The organism is Streptomyces sp. CBMA152 (genome assembly GCF_014596475.1).
GTDB lineage: Bacteria > Actinomycetota > Actinomycetes > Streptomycetales > Streptomycetaceae > Streptomyces.
The window spans coordinates 49,519-69,349 of the sequence record NZ_MECJ01000007.1; the positions used below are offsets into that span (position 1 = coordinate 49,519).

Annotated in this window: 15 protein-coding genes; 9 read left to right on the forward strand and 6 right to left on the reverse strand. The window is 72.0% G+C overall.

All coding sequences use genetic code 11. From position 1 onward, the window contains the following. Positions 1 to 60 precede the first annotated feature (60 nt). The 3 genes from nhaA to BG418_RS07105 form a co-directional block, all read right to left on the reverse strand. The gene (nhaA, locus tag BG418_RS07095; RefSeq protein ID WP_317453540.1) at positions 61 to 1,479 is read right to left on the reverse strand and encodes a Na+/H+ antiporter NhaA; all 1,419 of its coding nucleotides are present in this window, start codon (positions 1,477 to 1,479) and stop codon (positions 61 to 63) included. A gap of 785 nt (positions 1,480 to 2,264) precedes the next feature. Then, positions 2,265 to 4,220 carry an acetate--CoA ligase gene (acs, locus tag BG418_RS07100; RefSeq protein ID WP_188272870.1) on the reverse strand — a complete coding sequence of 652 codons (1,956 nt, stop codon included), beginning with the start codon at positions 4,218 to 4,220 and terminating at the stop codon, positions 2,265 to 2,267. A 235-nt stretch (positions 4,221 to 4,455) separates the two neighbouring features. After that, positions 4,456 to 6,873, reverse strand: coding sequence for a bifunctional SulP family inorganic anion transporter/carbonic anhydrase (locus BG418_RS07105; protein WP_188272871.1), 2,418 nt, complete (start codon positions 6,871 to 6,873; stop codon positions 4,456 to 4,458). Positions 6,874 to 7,187: 314 nt separating this feature from the next. On the opposite strand from BG418_RS07105, the gene BG418_RS07110 reads away from it, so the two are divergent. Next, positions 7,188 to 8,477, forward strand: coding sequence for a hypothetical protein (locus tag BG418_RS07110; protein ID WP_188272969.1), 1,290 nt, complete (start codon positions 7,188 to 7,190; stop codon positions 8,475 to 8,477). Between the two features lie 35 nt (positions 8,478 to 8,512). Here BG418_RS07110 and BG418_RS07115 read toward each other — a convergent pair whose 3' ends face one another. Beyond that, the gene (locus tag BG418_RS07115) at positions 8,513 to 9,499 is read right to left on the reverse strand and encodes an ATP-binding protein (RefSeq protein ID WP_188272872.1); all 987 of its coding nucleotides are present in this window, start codon (positions 9,497 to 9,499) and stop codon (positions 8,513 to 8,515) included. A gap of 102 nt (positions 9,500 to 9,601) precedes the next feature. On the opposite strand from BG418_RS07115, the gene BG418_RS07120 reads away from it, so the two are divergent. After that, positions 9,602 to 10,429, forward strand: coding sequence for an oxidoreductase (locus tag BG418_RS07120; RefSeq protein ID WP_188272873.1), 828 nt, complete (start codon positions 9,602 to 9,604; stop codon positions 10,427 to 10,429). A gap of 440 nt (positions 10,430 to 10,869) precedes the next feature. Here the strand turns inward: BG418_RS07120 and BG418_RS07125 are convergent, their stop codons facing one another. After that, a complete protein-coding gene (locus tag BG418_RS07125; protein WP_188272874.1) occupies positions 10,870 to 11,706 on the reverse strand; it encodes an HAD family phosphatase in 837 nt (278 codons plus the stop codon). 445 nt (positions 11,707 to 12,151) lie between these two features. Here BG418_RS07125 and ssd point away from each other — a divergent pair, with 445 nt between their 5' ends. The 7 genes from ssd to BG418_RS07160 all read left to right on the forward strand — a co-directional run bounded on the left by ssd (position 12,152) and on the right by BG418_RS07160 (position 17,412). Next, a complete protein-coding gene (gene ssd / locus BG418_RS07130; RefSeq protein WP_188272875.1) occupies positions 12,152 to 13,255 on the forward strand; it encodes a septum site-determining protein Ssd in 1,104 nt (367 codons plus the stop codon). Further along, positions 13,252 to 14,448 (forward strand): TadA family conjugal transfer-associated ATPase, encoded by a 1,197-nt coding sequence (locus BG418_RS07135; RefSeq protein ID WP_188272876.1) that lies wholly within the window; start codon positions 13,252 to 13,254, stop codon positions 14,446 to 14,448. Before ssd ends, BG418_RS07135 begins: the two co-directional genes overlap by 4 nt. Next, positions 14,445 to 15,323 (forward strand): type II secretion system F family protein, encoded by an 879-nt coding sequence (locus tag BG418_RS07140; RefSeq protein WP_317453541.1) that lies wholly within the window; start codon positions 14,445 to 14,447, stop codon positions 15,321 to 15,323. Before BG418_RS07135 ends, BG418_RS07140 begins: the two co-directional genes overlap by 4 nt. A 104-nt stretch (positions 15,324 to 15,427) precedes the next feature. Then, positions 15,428 to 16,222 carry a type II secretion system F family protein gene (locus tag BG418_RS07145; protein WP_398997921.1) on the forward strand — a complete coding sequence of 265 codons (795 nt, stop codon included), beginning with the start codon at positions 15,428 to 15,430 and terminating at the stop codon, positions 16,220 to 16,222. Positions 16,223 to 16,326: 104 nt separating this feature from the next. Then, on the forward strand, positions 16,327 to 16,524 hold the full coding sequence (locus BG418_RS07150; protein ID WP_188272877.1) for a DUF4244 domain-containing protein: 198 nt from the start codon (positions 16,327 to 16,329) through the stop codon (positions 16,522 to 16,524). Between the two features lie 52 nt (positions 16,525 to 16,576). Further along, on the forward strand, positions 16,577 to 16,906 hold the full coding sequence (locus BG418_RS07155; protein WP_398997855.1) for a TadE family type IV pilus minor pilin: 330 nt from the start codon (positions 16,577 to 16,579) through the stop codon (positions 16,904 to 16,906). Then, entirely contained in the window at positions 16,903 to 17,412 is a 510-nt protein-coding gene (locus tag BG418_RS07160) for an Rv3654c family TadE-like protein (RefSeq protein WP_188272879.1), read from the forward strand. The genes BG418_RS07155 and BG418_RS07160 overlap by 4 nt, the downstream gene beginning before the upstream one ends. Here BG418_RS07160 and BG418_RS07165 read toward each other — a convergent pair. After that, positions 17,324 to 19,831: a DEAD/DEAH box helicase gene (locus tag BG418_RS07165; RefSeq protein ID WP_188272880.1), complete on the reverse strand. Its 2,508-nt coding sequence runs from the start codon at positions 19,829 to 19,831 to the stop codon at positions 17,324 to 17,326. The genes BG418_RS07160 and BG418_RS07165 overlap by 89 nt on opposite strands.

The following is a 19,831-nucleotide window of genomic DNA, read 5'->3' on the forward strand; positions in this document are numbered from 1 at the left end:
CGGGTTCGTGCGGTCCCGGTCTCCCGGTCCGGATGTTCGTACTCCGGCCCAGATGTCAGATCATGCCGGACGGCCGCCCTCGTCGCTCCCCGCCCCCGCCAGTTGCGCCAGGCGGCGGTGCTCGGCGGCCTTCTCCTCGTGGATCGCCGCCATCCGCAGGTGGTAGGCCGGATTGTCCTGTTCGTAACAGTCCGGGATGCCGTCGTGGTCCTCGTCGCGCTCCTCCTCCGCCACGAGCGCCTGATACCGCTTCACCCGCAGCTTGAGCAGTACGGTCGCGAGGGCGGCAGCGATCAACGACCCCATGAGTACGGCGGCCTTGATCTCGTCGGTCAGCGCCCCGGCGCCGTCGAAGGCCAGCTCGCCGATGAGCAGGGAGACGGTGAAGCCGATCCCGGCGAGCGTGGCCACGGCGAACACATCGGGCCAGGCCAGGTCGTCGTTGAGCTCCGCCTTGGTGAACCGCGCGGCGCACCACGTACCGCCGAAGATGCCCACCGCCTTGCCGACCACGAGGCCGAGCACCACGCCGAGCGTCTCCGGCCGGGTGAAGACGTCGGCGAGCGCCCCGCCGGTGATCCCGACCCCGGCCGACATCAGCGCGAACAGCGGCACGGCGAGCCCGGCGGACAGCGGCCGCACCAGGTGCTCGATGTGCTCGCCGGGCGAGTGCTCCTCGCCCTCGCGCCGGGTGCAGCGCAGCATCAGACCCATGGCGACGCCCGCGATGGTGGCGTGGACGCCGCTGTTGTACATCAGCCCCCAGATGACCAGGGCCAACGGTACGTACACGTACCAGCCCCGTATGCCCTTGCGCAGCAGCAGCCAGAAGACGGCGAGCCCGACGACGGACCCGCCGAGCGCGGCGTAGTCGATCTCCTTGGTGAAGAAGACGGCGATGATGAGAATGGCGAAAAGATCGTCGACGACGGCGAGCGTGAGCAGGAACGCGCGCAGGGCGCTGGGCAGCGACGTCCCGATGACGGCGAGCACGGCGAGCGCGAACGCGATGTCGGTCGCGGTCGGCACCGCCCACCCGTCCATCGACCCGCCGCCCACGGTGTTGACCAGCGCGTAGACGAGCGCGGGCACGGCCATGCCGCAGATCGCGGCGATCACCGGCAGCGCGGCGGCCTTGGGATCCCGCAGCTCCCCGGCGACCAGCTCGCGCTTGAGCTCGATCCCGGCGACGAAGAAGAACACGGCGAGCAGCCCGTCGGCGGCCCAGTGCTGCAGGGAGAGGTCAAGCCCGAGCGAACCGATCCCGACATGGAAGTCCCGAAGGGCGTCATAGCTCGCCCCCAGGGTGTTGGCCCAGATCAGCGCGGCTATGGCGGCGACGAGGAGCAGCACGCCACCGACGGTCTCGGCCCGCAGCGCATCGGCGACGAAGTTCCGCTCGGGCAACGAAAGCCGCCCAAGAAACTTCCGACGGCTGTCGCTGTCGCTGCTGTCATTACGGGATACGGGCGCGGCCACGGGGGACGACCTCCGGTCGGTTCGGCGGGCATGACAAAGCACATTGCCGACCAGACTTCCCGGCACACCTGGGTCTCGCTGACAGATCCCTTTCGCGGATCACTCGGGTGTGGTCCCTCTGGGGGATCCCTCTTGTCGCGCCATTGACGCGATCCTTACTTTACCTAACTCTTTACTCGGCCGCAGGGATGAATCCGGCGATCTTCACTTTATGGGCTGTGAAGGCGTGCGGCGCGGGGGCGCGGGTGGGGGGGGAGGGGGCCGGGTGGCCCGGGGCGCCGGTGGGGTGCGGGCGCGGCAAATTCAGCCCCTCTGGTGGGTGAGGAGCGGGGTCGGGGGCGGAGCCCCGAGGCGGGGTGCGGGGGCCGCAGGCCCCGCCTACCCACCTACCCGGGCGGGGTGCAGGGGCCGCAGCCCAGTTCACGCACCCACATAGGTCTGGGTCCGGGGCGAGAGCCCCGAGATGGAGCAGGGGCGGAGCCCGGGCCTACCCACCCACCCAGCGGGGCGCAGCCCTGTTCACCCACCCACCCGCAGCCGGGGTCCGGGGTGGAGTCCCGCCGCCCACCCACCCCAGCGGGGTCCGGGGCGGAGCCCCGAGGTGGGGTGCAGGGGCCGCAGGCCCCGCAAAGGGGGCCGGGGCGCAGCCCCGGGAAACTCTCCTCCTCCCACCTCAACCCCCACCCACCCCCGGAGGGTTAAGGGAACGGGCGGGGTGGGGAAAACGCCGGAGGCCCAGCCACGCACCACGCGCAGCCGGGCCTCCACGACCTCCCAGGGGGCCGTCAGTCCTCGCTAGACGCGCTCGGCAGCTTCGTCTGGATCAGATCCATCACCGACGAGTCCGTGAGCGTCGTGACATCCCCCAGCTCCCGATTCTCGGCAACATCCCGCAGCAACCGCCGCATGATCTTCCCCGACCGGGTCTTCGGCAGCTCCGCCACCGGCAGCACCCGCTTCGGCTTGGCGATCGGCCCCAACGTGGCCCCGACGTGCGCCCGCAGCTCCTCCACGAGCCCGTCCGACTCCGCCGCCGACCCCCGCAGGATCACGAACGCCACGATCGCCTGCCCGGTCGTCTCGTCGGCCGCACCGACCACCGCCGCCTCGGCGACCGACGGGTGCGAGACGAGCGCCGACTCGACCTCGGTCGTCGAGATGTTGTGCCCGGACACCAGCATCACGTCGTCGACGCGCCCGAGCAGCCAGACGTCCCCGTCGTCGTCCTTCTTCGCCCCGTCACCGGCGAAGTACTTGCCCTCGAACCGCGACCAGTACGTGTCGATGAACCGCTGGTCGTCGCCCCAGATCGTGCGCAGCATCGACGGCCACGGCTCGGTGAGGACGAGATAGCCGCCGCCCCCGTTCGGCACCTCGCGCGCCTCGTCGTCGACGACGGTCGCCGAGATACCCGGCAGCGCGCGCTGCGCGGAACCCGGCTTCGTCTCGGTCACCCCCGGCAGCGGCGAGATCATCATCGCCCCGGTCTCGGTCTGCCACCAGGTGTCCACGATCGGGCACTTGTCGGCCCCGATGTGCTTGCGGTACCAGATCCACGCCTCGGGGTTGATGGGCTCGCCCACCGACCCCAGCACCCGCAGCGACGACAGGTCGAACTTCGCGGGGATGTCGTCGCCCCACTTCATGAACGTACGGATCGCCGTCGGCGCCGTGTACAGGATCGTCACCCCGTACTTCTGCACGATCTCCCAGAACCGCCCCTGGTGCGGGGTGTCCGGCGTGCCCTCGTACATGACCTGCGTCGCGCCGTTCGCCAGCGGCCCGTAGACGATGTACGAGTGACCGGTCACCCAGCCGATGTCGGCGGTGCACCAGTACACATCGGTCTCGGGCTTGAGGTCGAAGACCGCGTGGTGCGTGTACGCGGCCTGCGTCAGATAGCCGCCGGACGTGTGGAGGATCCCCTTCGGCTTCCCCGTCGTCCCGGACGTGTACAGGATGAACAGCGGGTGCTCGGCGTCGAACGCCTGCGGGGCGTGTTCGGCGGACTGCCGCCCGACGATGTCGTCCCACCACACGTCGCGGCCCTCGGTGAACGCGGTCTCCTGCCCCGTACGCCGCACCACCAGCACATGCTCGACCTGCGGGCACTTGGCCACGGCCTCGTCGATCGCGGGCTTGAGCGCCGACGGCTTGCCCCGGCGGTAGCCGCCGTCGGCCGTGATGACCAGTTTGGCGTCGGCGTCCTGGATACGGGAGGCGACGGCGTCGGCCGAGAAGCCGCCGAAGACGACGGAGTGCGCCGCGCCGATCCGCGCGCAGGCGAGCATCGCGACGGCCGCCTCGGGGATCATCGGCAGATACACCGCGACCCGGTCACCGGCCCGGACACCCAGCTCGGTAAGGGCGTTGGCGGCCCGCGAGACCTCGTCCTTCAGCTCCGCGTAGGTGATGGCCCGGCTGTCGCCCGGCTCGCCCTCGAAGTGGATGGCGACCCGGTCACCGTTCCCGGCCTCGACGTGCCGGTCCACGCAGTTGTACGCGACGTTGAGCTTGCCGTCGGCGAACCACTTCGCGAAGGGCGGGTTCGACCAGTCCAGCGTCTCGGTCGGCTCGGTGGCCCAGGTCAGGCGCCGGGCCTGCTCGGCCCAGAAGCCCAGCCTGTCCGCCTCGGCCCGCTCGTACGCCTCCGCCGTCACGTTGGCGTTCGCGGCCAGCTCGGCCGGCGGTGCGAACCGCCGGTCCTCCTTGAGCAGGTTGGCCAGGCTTTCGTTGCTCACGACATCTCCCTTTCCCAGGGCGTCCTATGTGCCTATGTGTCCCGAGCCATAGCTCATCAGGCCAATCGCCGGGTGACAAGAGTCTCCCGAAAATTGGTTTAGACCTGTAAGCGTTCCGGCTCGTCGGCGCGTCGTCAGACGTTCTCACGAACGCGCTCACGCACGCACACAGGCACATTCTCTCGGACGTTTCCTCGGACGCTCTCAGGGTGCGGGACAGGGGGATGCTGTGAGCTCAGGCGTACGACTGCGCCGGTGTCGTCGGCCCCACCCCCTCGAAGACCTCCTGGACGTCGTCGTACGCCAGCAAGTACGCCTGGGCCTCGCCCACATGGAAGTACATCCCGTGCAGCGTCAGCGTGCCCTCGGCGAGCCGCCGCGCCACCGACTCATGGCGGCGCAGATGCTCCAGCTGCTGCACCACATTGGTGAGGCAGAGCTGTTCGACCGCGTCGGCGGGCAGCCGCCCGGCGATCCGCGCCCAGGCGTGCCGGCGGCTGGCCATCCGTTCCAGACTCGGCAGCCCGTGCCGCAGCCAGCGGGCCAGCGGCGTCTGCGGGGCGCCCGGCCGGGTGTTGAGGAGCGCCTGCATCGCCCCGCAGCCGGAGTGTCCGCACACCGTGATGGACTCGACCCGCAGCACCTCCACCGCATACTCGATCGCCGCCGCCACCGAGTCGTCCGCGCTCTCCGCGCCGGGCGGGGGTACCAGGTTGCCCACATTGCGCACGGTGAACAGATCCCCCGGGCCGCTCGACGTGATCATGCTGGTGACCAGCCGGGAGTCCGCACAGGTGAGGAAGAGCTGGGACGGCTTCTGCCCCTCCCGCGCCAGCCTCGCCAACTCGTCCCGCACCAGCGGCGCGGTGTTGCGCTGGAACGCGCTGAGCCCGCTGGCCAGTTGATGTCCATGCGGCCGCTGAGCTGGCGGCTTGTCGTGGCAATGGTGGTTGCGCCACGGCGTCCACGGCCGACAGCAGCCATGCCCGTCCGCCGCCGCCTCGGCGGCATTCCCCTCGGCGTGGGCCTGAACCCCGGCCTTCTCCCCGGCCCCCGGCTCGGCCCGGTCGGCCGGGCCTGCCTGGGTGGGCGCCCCCTGGTGGGCGGGGGAGGCCCCGATCCCGGAGCGCCCGGTGATCCGCACCCCACCGCCCCGCGCGATGTGGGCGTCCTGCCAGCCCTGGAGTGCTTCGTAGGCCGCGTGGTCCATGAAGGACCCGTTCAACTCCACCACGGCGTTCACCCCTTGGGGCACCTGGTTCAGTGCCCGGGTCAGCCTCGGCACCGCCAGGAACGTCAACTGACCTCGGGCGCACACCACATACGTCCCGTCATCCAGTGGCCGCACCGTGATCCGGGTCCGCGTCAGCCGGTGCAGCGCGACCGCGACGGCCACCGCGATCCCGATGGCCACGCCCTGGAGCACCCCGAACAGGAGCACCCCGGCCACCGTCGCCACGTACACCAGGAACTCGCGGTGCTTGTGGACGTTGCGGATGTGCGCGAAGGACACCATCTGGATGCCGACCACCATCACCAGCGCGGCGAGCGCGGCCAGCGGGATCCATTCCAGGACGGCCACGAGCAGCCCGGCGGCGAGCAGCACCCACACCCCGTGCAGCACGGTGGAGGCCCGGCCGACCGCTCCGGCCCGTACGTTCGCACTGCCCCGCACCGCGCCTCCGGAGATCGGCATTCCGCCGAGCAGGCCGGAGACGGCGTTGGCGATGCCCTGCCCACGCAGCTCCCGGTCGAGGTCGGCCCGGGTCGGTGCGGCGCCCGGCCGCTCGGCGGCGAGCCTGTCCACGGCGACGGCGGAGAGCAGCGACTCCAGGCTGGCCACGAGTGTCACCGTCAGCACGGCGGCGGCCAACCCGGCCACCGTCCCCCGCGGCAGCTCGGGCAGTACATGCGCGTCCCAGGAAGGCAGTTGGACGCGCGCCACGCTCGGTGCGGCGAGGGCGGCCACCGCGGTGGCGACCACCACACAGGCGAGCGCGGCCGGGACGCGGCGCACCGCCTTCCCGATCCGCCCCGGAAGGCGCGGCCAGGTGATGAGCACGGCGATGGTGAGCGCCCCGACGAGGGGTGCGGCAGGGCCGACCTTGGCCAGTTGGCCGGGCAGGGCAAGGGCGTTGTCGACGGCCGAGCTCTGCGGGGAGCCGCCCAGGACGATGTGCAGCTGGGCGAGCGCGATGGCGGCACCGATGCCGGCGAGGGTGCCGTGCACGATGGCGGGGCTCACCGCGAGCGCGGAGCGCGCGGTCCTCAGTGAGCCGAGTGCGATCTGGAGAAGACCCGCGAGAACGGTGATGGCGCAGGTCGTGCGCCAGCCGTAGGTCTGGATCAACTCGGCCGTCACCACCGTGAGTCCGGCGGATGGGCCACTGACAAGGAGCGGTGAGCCGCCGAGCAGCCCGGCGACGATTCCGCCGACACCGGCGGCGATCAGAGAGGCTTCCAGCGGGGCGTCGATGGCGACGGCGAGACCGAGCGACATCGGCACGGCGAGCAGGAAGACGGTGACGGATGCGGACAGGTCACGGCCCGCGATCCGGAAGCGGCGGCCTTCGGGGGGTGGCGGGCTGTGCGGGCGGTGTGCGTGATCGGGGTGAGTGAGGGGCTGGGTGCGAGTGGGGACGCAGGCAGACATGGTTCCCGTCTCCTCCGGGGCAGCGCGGTCGCGGATGTGGGGTCGCGGCCGTGGGTCACGGCGTGCAGCGGCGGGATTCTCAACTCTCGGTAAACGAATCGTAATGCAGAGTAAAGGTCGGCGCCTCGCATTCCCGGCAAATAGGGCAACGATTCACTCGTAACAGTGAATAAGCAGCTTTTCGTTCGGCACGTCGCGGCCTCTTCCCTCACGCTGCATGTCACTTTTGCGGCGATTTGATGGCATTCAGCGCGAGAGATCTGCGGGTCTACGGGTCTTCGGATCAGCTGATCTGCGAGGAAGAGGGTGGGCGGATGATGGCCGCCACGAAGAGGATCACCACCGGGGTCGTCGCCGCCGCGCTGGTCGCGGGGGTAGCCGGGTGTTCGGTGGGCAACCCCACCAAGGCGGGCTCCCACGGTGCGGGTCAGCCCGGTGCCGCCGCCCCGAAGAGCGCCGTGCGCCTGATCGGGGACGGCTCCACCGCGTTCACCGGACTCCAGCCCCATCTGCTCAAGCCCCGCAAGCTGGCGGCCGGTCAGCAGCCGCCGCAGTTCGTGGTGTTCTCCTGGGACGGCGCGGGCGAGGACAGCCAGCGGCTCTTCTCCCACTTCCGCGAGGTCGGCAAGAAGTACAACGCGACCATGACGTACTTCCTCAGCGGCGTGTACATGCTCCCGGAGGAGAGGCGTGAGCTCTACACCGCGCCCAAGCACTCCCCGGGCAGCAGTGACATCGGCTTCAACGACCTCAAGGGGATCAAGGACACCGTCGCCCAGCTGCGCGACGCGTGGCAGGAGGGCAACGAGATCGGCACCCACTTCAACGGCCACTTCTGCGGGAACGACGGCGGCGTCGGCACCTGGTCGGTGGAGGAGTGGAAGAGCGAGATCGCGCAGGCCAAGTCCTTTGTGAAGAACTGGAAGTCGAACTCCGGCCTCAAGTCGGAGGCGCCGCTTCCGTTCGACTACGACAAGGAGCTCATCGGCGGCCGCACGCCCTGCCTGGAGGGCCGCAAGAACTTCGTGACGGCCGCCGGCGAGCTCGGCTGGCGCTATGACACCAGCGCCGTCGACGACCAGGTGTGGCCCAAGAAGAACGACAACGGCGTCTGGGACCTGTCGATGCAGCTGGTCCCCGTCCCGGGCCGGGGCTTCCAGACGTTGTCGATGGACTACAACTTCTACATGAACCAGTCGAACGCGATGACCGGCGACGCCGATCAGTTCGAGTACTGGGGCAACCAGATGCGCGACGGCCTGCTCCAGGCCTTCGACCGTTCGTACAACGGAAACCGCGCGCCGCTGATCATCGGCAACCACTTCGAGTCCTGGAACGGCGGCACCTATATGCGGGCCGTCGAGGATACGATCAAGACGGTCTGCGTCAAGCGTGACGTCCACTGTGTGTCGTTCCGTCAGCTCGCCGACTGGCTGGACGCCCAGGACCCGTCGACACTCGACAAGTTCCGTCAGCTGAAGGTCGGTGAGGCGCCGAAGGGCGGCTGGACGGCCTTCCTGGCCGCCCAGCCCGCCGTACCGGCGCCCATCCAGCCGGCCAAGCCGCTCCACCAGCCGGGCCTCAAGCAGGCCGCGGCGCACTGACCGGCTGACCGGCCGAGGACTGCGCCGAGGGGCTGTCAGCTCGGCTGCGGAACCGCCAGTTCCTCATTGAGCACGAAGACGGGGTCGACCTGCGCCGCCAGGTCGGCACCCGTCTTCGCGTTCCCCCAGCTCTCCGCGTTCTTGAGATGGAAGTGCACCATCTGACGCGTGTACCGCTCCCAGTCGCGGTGTTCGTACGAGTCGTCCGCCGCGTCCTGGAGGGCTTGCAGGGCGAGGCGGTTGTCCGCCTCCAGGAGCTCGAAGCGCGGCGGGCGCCCCTTCTCCATCGCGCGCACCCAGTCGGAGTGGCCGACCGTGACCAGCAGGTCGTCGCCGACCTCGCCGCGCAGGAAGTCCAGGTCGTCCTGGCCCTGCACCTTGTTGCCCACGACCTTCAGCGCGACACCGAAGTCGCGCGCGTAGTCCTTGTACTGGCGGTAGACGGAGACGCCCTTGCGGGTCGGTTCGGCCACCAGGAAGGTCATGTCGAACCGGGTGAACATGCCGGAGGCGAAGGAGTCCGAGCCGGCCGTCATGTCGACGACCACGTACTCGTCCGGCCCGTCCACCAGGTGGTTCAGGCACAGCTCGACCGCCCCGACCTTCGAGTGGTAGCAGGCCACGCCCAGGTCGGAGTCGGTGAACGGGCCGGTCGCCATCAGCCGGATGTCCCCGTCGTCGAGCACGACCCGCCGCGCGCACCCCTCGTACACCGGGTTGGACTCGCGGATCCGCAGCAGCCGCGAACCCCGGCCGGGGGGCGTGGTCTTGATCATCGTCTCGGCGGAGGCGATCCGGGGGTTGGTGCCCCGCAGGTACTCCTTGATCAGGGGCAGGTGCGCGCCCAGCGCGGGCAGCGCGGCGGCCTCCGCCTCGTCGAGCCCGAGCGCGGCTCCCAGGTGCTGGTTGATGTCGGCGTCGACGGCGAGGACGGCGGCTTCGTTGGCGGTGAGGTGACGGATGAAGAGCGAGGACAGCGTGGTCTTTCCGCTGCCGCCCTTGCCCACGAAAGCGATCTTCATGTTCACCAACGGTAATCGCATCACTGCGGAAAGTAGGGGTATCGAGTGAAGAAGACCACTCGAAGGTGGGGTGTGGGCCCGGGGCGCGTAGCCTCCCTACTTATGAGTACGAACGCCTCGTCGGCCGCCGATCCGCTTGTCGCCCTGGGCTCGCTGCCCGGTGTGCCGGACGCCGTGGACTCCGTACGCAAAGCCGTCGACCGGGTCTACGGCCACCGCGTCATGCGACGCCGCAGCAACGAGATCACCTCGGAGGCGGCGCTGCGCGGGGCGCGCGCGAGCGCCGCGCTCTCCGGCGCCGACTGGGCACTGGAGGAGGTGCGCCGGCGCACCGACTTCGGCTCGGAGTCCGAGGCGCGCACGGTCGGCGCGGCCCTGCGGCTGAGCGCCGAGGCGGGCCAACTGCTCTCCATCTGGCGCCAGTCGCCCCTGCGGGTGCTCGCCCGACTGCACCTGGTGGCGTCCGCCGACTCCGCCGACACGGTGGGCCGGCCCCGGCTGCACGGCGAGCCGGTGGACGAGCCGCTGATCGAACTGCCGGTGCCGGACGCGGACGAGGTGGCGGGCCGGCTGGAGGGCCTGTCCCAGCTGATCATCGCGGGGTCCTCGGCTCCGGCGCTGGTCACGGCCGCCGTGGTGCACGGCGAACTGCTCGCGCTGCGCCCCTTCGGCTCCTGCAACGGCCTGGTGGCGCGGGCCGCCGAGCGGATCGTGCTGATCGGCAGCGGCCTTGACCCGAAGTCGATCTGCCCGGCCGAGGTCGGCCATGCGGAGCAGGGGCGGGCGGCGTACGCGGCGGCGCTCGACGGCTATGTGGCGGGGACCCCGGAGGGCATGGCGGCCTGGATCACCTTCTGCGGCCGCTCGGTCGAGCTCGGTGTGCGGGAGTCGACGGCGGTCTGCGAGGCGTTGCAGCGCGGAGCGGCTTAGGGGCCTGCGGCGCAGGGCCCACAAAGGGTGGCGCTCAGAAAGGCAGGGCCCACAAAGGGTTGCGGCGGTACCGGATCGGTACCGCCGCTGGCATGTTCACCGTGTTACCAAGCGTCCTCGATAGTTTGCCCATCAGGTCGGGAACTTCTGCCCGTCACCTGGTGCGGCTGGCCCGTAATCGACGGGTCGACGTCGCGTGGGTGCTCGATGTTCATGCTCGGTCCGTGGGGCCGTGTTGCGTAGAAGGTGATCCTCTCGGATGTCCCAGGTCTCGCGGGCCGTTGCCTTATTTGTACTCCTGACCGCGGTGAAGCGGAACCCCTGACTGCACTTCTTTACTTTTACGTTCAAACAGGACTAAACGGTCACGGCTGGTCGAGCGGCGGTATCCGCCGGTGTGCAGCGGTGTCCGTGGGCCGGCGCGCGCGGTGTAACGCGAGTCAGCTCGCGGCACCCGCACGGCGACGGCTCGCGTACCAGACGAGCCCGGCGGTGGCAGCCGCCGCTCCGACGGCCGCCGCCGCGACCAGTGCCGGGCGGGGCGGCATGGAGATCGCGGGGAGCCGCTGCTTGAGCCGAACGGGTCGGTTAAAGACGAGAACAGGCCAATCTCGAATGGCCGCTTCGCGCCTTAGCGCCCGGTCCGGGTTGACCGCGAAGGGGTGGCCCACCGACTCCAGCATCGGCACATCGGTCGCCGAGTCGCTGTACGCGTAGCAGCGCGCCAGGTCGTACCCCTCGGACGCGGCGAGTTCCTTGACCGCCTCCGCCTTGGTGGGGCCGTAGGCGTAGTACTCGACGTCTCCGGTGAAGCAGCCGTCCGGGCCGACGACCATCCGGGTGGCCACCACGCGGTCGGCCCCGAGCAGCTCGCCGATGGGCTCGACGACCTCGGCGCCCGAGGTCGAGACGATCACGACGTCGCGGCCGGCGGTGTGGTGCTCCTCGATCAAGGAGGCGGCCTCGTCGTAGATGATCGGATCGATCAGATCATGGAGGGTCTCGGCGACGATCTCCTTGACCTGCTGGACGTTCCAGCCCTTGCAGAGCGCCGACAGGTACTCGCGCATCCGCTCCATCTGATCGTGGTCCGCGCCACCGGCGAGGAACACGAACTGTGCGTACGCCGTGCGCAGCACGGCCCGGCGGTTGATGAGTCCCCCTTGATAGAAGGACTTGCTGAACGTGAGAGTCGACGACTTGGCAATGACTGTCTTGTCCAAGTCGAAGAAGGCGGCGGTCCGCGGCAAGGAGTGGTTTTCCACGAAGGCGAGCATAGGCGCCCACCATTCGGCGTACGCTGGGGCGTGTGGGTTTGCCTGAGAAGGCTCTCGGGTACACCATGGAAGTCACGGATCGTTCGCGACCGTGCTAACCCGGTCCGGCTCCTCCCCCCCCGAGTCGGCCGGAGAGACGACCCCCGCTCTCCCCCCCGGCGGGGGTCGTCGCATGTCCGGATGCATTTTCGGGTCCCGCGCACGATCCTTCCCCCCTCCCTCGGGCCGCGATGGCTCCTCCCTCTGCACGGTCTGACTCGTCACTGAGCGTAATGGTTCCGGTGCGCTCTGGAAGTCACCGGTATAGGTGAACGGAATATTCACAACCGGCGAGTTGTCCACAGGTTTTGACCAAGATCCACTTTATTTCCGGAACGCCTCCACCGTGATTCCAGTTCGCGAAGTCCGCGGACGCCAGGAATCGCAGTGAGAGGAGGCGGACATCATGGACGGACCCATGACGTCCGACCGGCCGGCGGGTGCGGAGGGGCGCCGCGCGAGGCCCCTGATCGTCACCGAGGACGAGGCGCTGCTCGACGATCTGCTGCGGCTGTGCGCCGCCGCGGGGGCCGAGCCGGAGGTGCGCCACGCGGTGCCCGAGCGCAGCGCCGGATGGGAGAGCGCGCCCCTGATTCTGGTCGGGGACGACGCGGCGCCCCGGGTGCGCGGCGCGGCCCGAAGGCGCGGCGTCCTGCTCGTCGGGCGGGACCAGGACGACCCCGGGGTGTGGCAGCTCGCGGTGGAGATCGGCGCCGACCATGTCTTGCGGCTGCCCGACGCGGAGCAGTGGCTCGTCGACCGGATCGCGGACGCAGCCGAGGGCGTGGGCCGCCAGGCGCTGACCGTCGGAGTGATCGGCGGGCGGGGCGGCGCCGGCGCGTCCACGCTTGCCTGCGCCCTCGCGGTGACGGCGGCCAAGGCCGGCCGGCGCACCATGCTCGTCGACGGGGACCCGCTGGGCGGCGGTCTGGACGTGCTGCTCGGGGGTGAGCAGGCCGAGGGCAGGCGATGGCCGGATTTCGCCGCTTCCCGGGGCCGGGTCGCCGGGGGCGCCCTTGAGGAGTCCCTGCCCTGGCTGCACTCGCTGCGGGTGCTCAGCTGGGACCGGGGCGACTCGGTGGTGATCCCGGCCGAGGCGATGCGGGCGGTCCTCGCGGCCGCGCGCAGGCGCGGCGGTGTGGTGGTCGTCGACCTGCCCAGGCGGGTGGACGACGCGGTGGCCGAGGCGCTCGCCCAGCTCGACCTCGGCCTGCTGGTCGTCCCCGGCGAACTGCGCGCGGTCGCCGCCGCCAACCGGGTCGCGTCCTCGGTCGGCATGGTCCTGCGGGACCTGCGCGCGGTGGTGCGAGGCCCGTACGCGGCGGGCCTCGACGAACAGTGGGTGGCGGCCGCCCTCGGGCTCCCTCTGGCAGGCGAACTGCCCATGGAATACGGCCTCTTGGAGGCCCAGGAGAACGGGGCGCCGCCGGGCAGTCAGACGCGCGGGTCCCTGTCCCGCTTCTGCACGGCCTTCTGGGAGCAGGCCCTGACGGGAGGTGCGGTCTCATGAGTACGGATGTGTCCCCGGGCGGCACGGCGGGCGGGCTCGCAGGCTCGCCCGGGCCGCTGCTCGACGCGGTACGCCGACGGCTCGCGGAGAGCGGCGCCGAGCCGACCCCCGCGCGCGTGGCGGCCGCGCTGCGGGCCCAGGGTCGGCTCCTCGGCGACGCGGAAATCCTGGGCGGCGCCGAGCGGTTGCGCTCCGAGCTGGTCGGGACGGGGCCGCTGGAGCCCCTGCTCGCCGATCCGGCCGTCACCGACGTCCTGGTGTCCGCGCCGGACCGGGTGTGGGTGGACCGGGGCTCCGGACTGGAACTCACCAGCGTCCGCTTCAGCGACACGGCCGCGGTGCGCAGACTGGCCCAGCGTCTGGCGGCGGTCGCGGGGCGGCGCCTCGACGACGCCCGGCCGTGGGTGGACGCGCGACTGCCGGACGGGACGCGGATGCACGCGGTGCTCGCGCCGGTCGCGGTCGGGGCGGACTGTCTGTCACTGCGGGTGGTGCGGCCCAGGGCGTTCTCGCTGGACGAACTGGTCGCCGCCGGGACGGTCCCGCCGGGCGGGGACGGGGTGCTGCGGGCACTCATCCAGGCCCGGGTCTCGTTCCTGGTCAGCGGGGGCACGGGCACGGGCAAGACGACCCTGCTCTCCACCCTGCTCGGCCTGGTGGGCGAGCGCGAACGGATCGTACTGGCGGAGGACTCGGCCGAGTTGAGGCCCGACCATCCGCACGTAGTGCGGCTGGAGTCGCGGCCCGCCAACCAGGAAGGCGCGGGTCTGGTGACCCTGCGGGACCTGGTGCGCCAGGCCCTGCGGATGCGCCCGGACCGGCTCGTCGTGGGCGAGGTGCGCGGCGCCGAGGTCACCGATCTGCTGGCCGCGCTCAACACCGGCCACGACGGCGGCTGCGGCACCGTGCACGCCAACACGGCGGCGGACGTCCCCGCCCGTCTGGAGGCGCTGGGCACGGCGGCCGGGCTCGACCGGGCGGCCCTGCACAGCCAGTTGGCGGCGGCGCTGTCGGTCGTCCTCCATCTCGTACGGGACAGGGCCGGGCGGCGCCGGGTCGCCGAGGTCCGGGTGCTGGAGCGCGACGAGGCGGGGCTGGTGGTGGCCGTTCCCGCGCTGCGCTGGGCCAAGGGCGGCTTCGCCCAGGAGCGCGGCTGGGAACGGCTGCGGGTGCTGCTGGGAGGAGCGTGGTGACGAACTGGACGGCGGCGGACTCGGCCGCCCTGGTCACCCCGGCCTCGGCGGCGGCCGTCTGTGCCTTCGCGGCGGCCTGGCTCTCGGTGGGGCGGGACCAGGGGCTGCGCAGGGCACGGCTGGTGCTCGTGGGGGCTGCGGTCGAGCCGGAGGAGCCGCCGTGGGGGCGGCTCTGGGAGCGGCTGCGCGATCGGGCACGGCCGGAGTGGCTGTGCCTGCCGGTCGCGGTGGTCGTGGCGGTGCTGGCGGACTCGGTGCTGCCGCTGGCCGCCGGGGTGGTGGCGGTGCCGCTGATGGGGCGGTGGCTGCGGGCCCGGGAGCGCGAGCGGGCGAAGTGGCGGCGCGGCGACGAGGTGGTCGCGTGGTGCGGGGTGGTGGCCGGGGAGTTGCGGGCGGGACGCCAGCCCGGCCAGGCGCTGGCGGTGGCTGCGCGGGACACGGAAGCGCTGGGCGAGGCCGAGGCGCAGGTGCTGGCGGCCGCGAGGTTCGGCGGCGATGTGGCGTTGGAGCTGCGGGTGGCGGCCCGGGAGCCGGGCGCGGAAGGGCTCGCCGGGGTGGCCGCGTGCTGGCAGGTGGCGGTCGACGGCGGCACGGGCCTCGCGGCCGGCCTGGAGCGCCTGGAGGCCGCGTTACGGGCCGATCGGGAGCAACAGGAGGAGCTGCGCGCCCAGTTGACCGGGCCGCGCACCACGGCCGTGCTGCTGGCCCTGCTCCCGGTGCTCGGTCTGCTGCTCGGCACCGCGATGGGCGCGAGCCCGTTGCGCGTACTGCTGCACACCCCGGTCGGCTTCGGCTGCCTGGTGGTCGCCGGGGCCCTGGAGTTCGCGGGGCTGTGCTGGACGGCGCGGATCGTCAGGACGGGGGAGAAGGGGTGAGCGGGGTGTGGGTGGCCGCTGCCGGGCTCCGGGGCGCCGGACTCGCGAGCTCGGTCTCGGACGCGGCTCAGGAAGTTCTGCGGGATGTTTTCCACAGGCTGGGGGTGGTGACGGCGATCGTGGCCCTGCTCCTGTGGACAGGGCTGGAGGCGGCGCGCCGTAGACGCGAACGGGCGGTCCGGCGACGGGGAGTGGCCCTGTTGGCGGCGACCGAGGACGCGCTGTCCATGCTCACGGGACGCGGCCGAGTGCGGGACCGGATGCAGGCGTGGCTGCCGAGTCAGGCGTCGGGGCGATCGATGCGCTTACGGGACTGGGTCGGGCCGCTGGGGGTCCTGGCCGGTGCGTACGTACTGATCGGCGGGGTGCCGGGGGCGGCGGTCGGGCTGGCGGGGGCGTACGGGGTGAGGCGCTGGGGGCGGCGCCGCAAGCCGGAGGGGGCGCGTGCCGAATCCGGAGTGGCGGACCCCGAACTGCCGCTCGCCGCCGACCTGCTGGCCGCCTGTCTGTCCGCCGGGGCTGGGCCCCGCGAGGCGGCGGGCGCGGTCGGGGAGTCGCTGGACGGCCCGGTGGGACGGCGGCTGGCGCAGATCGCGGCGGAGCTACGGCTGGGCGGCGACCCGGCCGAGGCGTGGGGGAGGTTGGGGGAGATACCGGGCGCGGCGGGGCTGGCCCGCTGTCTGGAGCGGGCCGGTTCGTCGGGGGCGCCCGCGGCGGGGCCGGTCGGGCGGGTGGCCGAGCGCTGTCGGGCCGAGCGGGCCCGTACGACGGCGGCCCGGGCCAGACGGGCGGGCGTACTGATCACCGGCCCACTGGGCCTCTGCTTCCTGCCCGCGTTTCTCGCGGCCGGGGTGGCCCCGGTGGTCATCGGCCTGGCGAGCGGGCTGCTCAAGCACTGAGTCCGGCGCCGCGAGCGGCCACCCACACGGGATCCACAACGGGCAGTTCACAGCGGGCGATTCACCACACACAAGCAACAACGGGCAACCAACAAGGGGTTGAGATGAAGACGATGAAGGCATGGATGCGGCGTGCCGCGCACGGGCTGCGCGGGGACGCCGGGATGACGACCAGTGAATACGCGGTCGGAACGATCGCCGCGTGCGGCTTCGCGGCGGTGCTCTACAAGGTGGTGACGAGCGGGGCCGTCTCCTCGGCTCTTCAGTCGCTGGTGGAGAGGGCGCTCAATGTCCAGTTCTGAGGGCGGGTGCGCCCGTCCAGCCGAACCCAGTCCAGGCGCTGACCGGGGCTTTGTGACGGCGGAGGCGGCCGTGGCGATACCGGCACTGGCGTTGTTCGCCCTGGCCCTGCTCTGGGCGGTGATGGCGGCCGCCGCGCAGATCGAGTGCGTGGACGCGGCCCGGGCGGGGGCGCGGGCGGCCGCACGGTCCGAGGCCGAGGGCGCGGTGCTGGCGGCCGCGCGCTCGGCGGCGCCGGACGGGGCACGGGTCATGCTCGGCCGCAGCGGCGACCTGTGGCGCGTCCGGGTGGAGGCTCCGACGCCCGGTCCCGGCGCGCTGGCCCTCACGCTGACGGCCGACGCCGACGCCCTCGCCGAGGACACGGTCGGGGAGGAGCAATGAGGGCGGGGGTGGGCCGGGCGCTGAGAGGGTTCCGGGACGGCGGCCAGGGCCGTGATGTGACTCGATGGCGGCGCTGGCACCGGCCCTGGCGCCGGGACCGCCACCACCCTGGCCCCCGCCACAACGACCAGGGCTTCGCGACCGTCTGGGTGGCTGTCGCCGTCTCCGCGCTCTGTGTGGTGTTCGCGGGCGTCCTCGCGCTGGGGCAGGCCGTCGCGGCCCGGCACCGGGCGGGCGGCGCCGCGGACCTGGCCGCGCTGGCGGCGGCCGACCGGGCACTGTGGGGCACGGCCGACGCCTGCGGCGCGGCGGCCCGGGTCGCCGGTGCGCAGGGCGGCCAGGTGGTGCGGTGCGCGGTGACCGGGGAGATCGCCGATGTGACCGTACGGGCCAGGTTCGGCCCGTACGGCCCGGCGGTCAGGTCCCGGGCGGGCCCGGCGGCTCCGCCCCCGTACCGGCTTCCGGAACGGGCTCCGGGGCCGGGGCCTCCCGGAGCAGTTCGGTGAGCAGGCGCACCGCGCCCCGCTTGTGCAGGGGGTCGTTGCCGTTGCCGCACTTGGGGGACTGCACGCACGACGGGCAGCCGGCCTCGCACTCACAGGAGGAGATGGCCTCGCGGGTCGCGGTCAGCCACTCCCGCGCGGTGTGGAAGGCGCGTTCGGCGAATCCGGCGCCACCGGGGTGGCCGTCGTACACGAAGACCGTCGGCAGCAAGGTGTCCGGATGGAGCGGCACCGAGACGCCGCCGATGTCCCAGCGGTCGCACGTGGCGAAGAGCGGCAGCATCCCGATGGAGGCGTGCTCGGCGGCGTGCAGGGCGCCGCCCAGGATCTCCGGGTTGATCCGGGCGGCATCCAGCTGGTCCTCGGTGACCGTCCACCACACGGCCCGGGTGCGCAGGGTGCGGGGCGGCAGGTCCAGCTTGGACTCGCCGAGCACCTCGCCGGTGATGAGTTTGCGGCGCAGAAAGGAGACGACCTGGTTGGTGACCTCGACGGAGCCGTAGCAGAGGCGGCCGGCTCCCCACGGGATCTCGGTGTCGGTTTCGAGAACGGAGATGGAGGTGGTGTCCCTGGCGACAGTCGAATAGGGCGGATTGGCCTCCTCGACGAGGGCGGCGGAATCCTCCAGGTCCAGATGCTTCACCAGGTACGTACGGCCCTGGTGGAGGTGGACGGCGCCGTCGTGGACGGTGGTGTGGGCGGCGGACGCGTCGACCGTGCCGAGCAGCCGTCCCGTCGAGGCCTCGACGATCTGGACCGGGCGGCCCCCCTCGCCCCGGATGTCGGCGAGGTCGGCGGCCCGCTCGCGGCGGGTCCAGTGCCAGCCCGACGCCCGTCGCCGGAGCAGCTTCGCGGCCTCCAGCTGCGGCATCAGCCCCGGGCTCGCCGGGCCGAAGAGCTCCAGGTCGGCCTCGGTGAGCGGGAGTTCGGCGGCGGCCGCGCACAGGTGCGGGGCGAGGACGTAGGGGTTGTCCGGGTCGAGCACGGTCGACTCGACGGGCTGCTGGAACAGCGCCTCGGGGTGGTGGACGAGGTAGGTGTCCAGCGGGTCGTCGCGGGCGACCAGGACGGCCAGCGCGCCCTCGCCCGACCGTCCGGCCCGGCCCGCCTGCTGCCACAGGGAGGCCCGGGTGCCGGGATAGCCGGAGATGATCACGGCGTCGAGGCCCGACACGTCGATGCCGAGTTCCAGGGCGGAGGTGGCGGCCAGGCCCAGGAGTTCCCCGGAGTGCAGGGCCTGCTCCAGGGCCCGGCGCTCCTCGGGCAGGTAGCCGCCCCGGTAGGCGGCGACCCGGCGGGCGAGGGCGCGGTCCACCTCGTACAGCCGTTCCTGGGCGATGACGGCGATGAGTTCGGCGCCGCGCCGCGAGCGTACGAAGGCGACCGTGCGCACGCCCTGGACGGCCAGGTCGGTGAGGAGGTCGGCGGTCTCGGCGGTGGCGGTGCGGCGTACGGGCGCGCCCTTCTCGCCGTGGAGTTCGGTGAGCGGCGGCTCCCACAGGGCGAAGACCAGTTCGCCGCGCGGGGAGGCGTCGTCGGCGACCTCGACGACGGGCAGGCCGGTGAGGCGGTGGGCGGCCACGGAGGGCTGCGCCGCCGTGGCGGAGGCGAGGAGGAAGACGGGATCGGCGCCGTAGCGGGCGCACAGACGGCGCAGGCGGCGCAGGACCTGGGCGACATGGGAGCCGAAGACGCCCCGGTAGGTGTGGCACTCGTCGATGACCACGTAGCGCAGTGAGCGCAGGAAGGAGGACCACTTGGGGTGGGAGGGGAGTATGCCCCGGTGCAGCATGTCCGGATTGGTGAGGACGTAGTTGGCGTACTGGCGTACCCATTCGCGTTCCTCGACCGGGGTGTCGCCGTCGTAGACGGCGGGCCGGATCGCGTTGCCCAGGGGCGCCGCGAGGGCCTTCACCGAGCGGCGCTGGTCGGCCGCGAGGGCCTTGGTGGGGGCAAGGTAGAGGGCGGTGGCGCCGCGTCCGTTGGGGGCCTCGGAGCCGTCGAGCAGGGTGGTGAGGACGGGGGCGAAGTATGCCAGGGACTTGCCGGAGGCGGTGCCGGTGGCGATGACGACGGACTCGCCGGCCAGGGCGTGCTCGGCGGCGGCCGCCTGGTGGGCCCAGGGATGCTCGACGCCGGCCAGCTGAATGGCGTTGATCACTTCTGGGCGGATGCGGTGGGGCCAGACGGCATGGCGGCCCTCTCGTGGGGGCAAGTGCTCCGTATGAGTGATGCGCGCAGCCCGGTCCGCACCCGCGGCGAGCCGGTGCAGGACGGTGCCCGGGTCGGGTCGTTCACCCGTGCCCGTGGCGGGTGTTCTGGGGTACTGATTCCTGGCCATCGGCACCGAGTGTGTCACTGGCGTGACGGACAATGGTCCGAAGGCGTCGTGCATGGCTGCTGGTAAGTGATTGAATGCCAT

Excerpts from the sequence above, each read along its gene's own strand:
- BG418_RS07105 (WP_188272871.1), bottom strand. The coding sequence starts at position 6,873 with ATGTCTGCCTGCGTCCCCACTCGCACCCAGCCCCTCACTCACCCCGAT.
- BG418_RS07110 (WP_188272969.1), top strand. The coding sequence starts at position 7,188 with ATGATGGCCGCCACGAAGAGGATCACCACCGGGGTCGTCGCCGCCGCG.
- BG418_RS07115 (WP_188272872.1), bottom strand. The coding sequence starts at position 9,499 with ATGAAGATCGCTTTCGTGGGCAAGGGCGGCAGCGGAAAGACCACGCTG.
- BG418_RS07120 (WP_188272873.1), top strand. The coding sequence starts at position 9,602 with ATGAGTACGAACGCCTCGTCGGCCGCCGATCCGCTTGTCGCCCTGGGC.
- BG418_RS07125 (WP_188272874.1), bottom strand. The coding sequence starts at position 11,706 with ATGCTCGCCTTCGTGGAAAACCACTCCTTGCCGCGGACCGCCGCCTTC.
- ssd (WP_188272875.1), top strand. The coding sequence starts at position 12,152 with ATGGACGGACCCATGACGTCCGACCGGCCGGCGGGTGCGGAGGGGCGC.
- BG418_RS07135 (WP_188272876.1), top strand. The coding sequence starts at position 13,252 with ATGAGTACGGATGTGTCCCCGGGCGGCACGGCGGGCGGGCTCGCAGGC.
- BG418_RS07150 (WP_188272877.1), top strand. The coding sequence starts at position 16,327 with ATGAAGACGATGAAGGCATGGATGCGGCGTGCCGCGCACGGGCTGCGC.
- BG418_RS07160 (WP_188272879.1), top strand. The coding sequence starts at position 16,903 with ATGAGGGCGGGGGTGGGCCGGGCGCTGAGAGGGTTCCGGGACGGCGGC.
- BG418_RS07165 (WP_188272880.1), bottom strand. The coding sequence starts at position 19,831 with ATGGCATTCAATCACTTACCAGCAGCCATGCACGACGCCTTCGGACCA.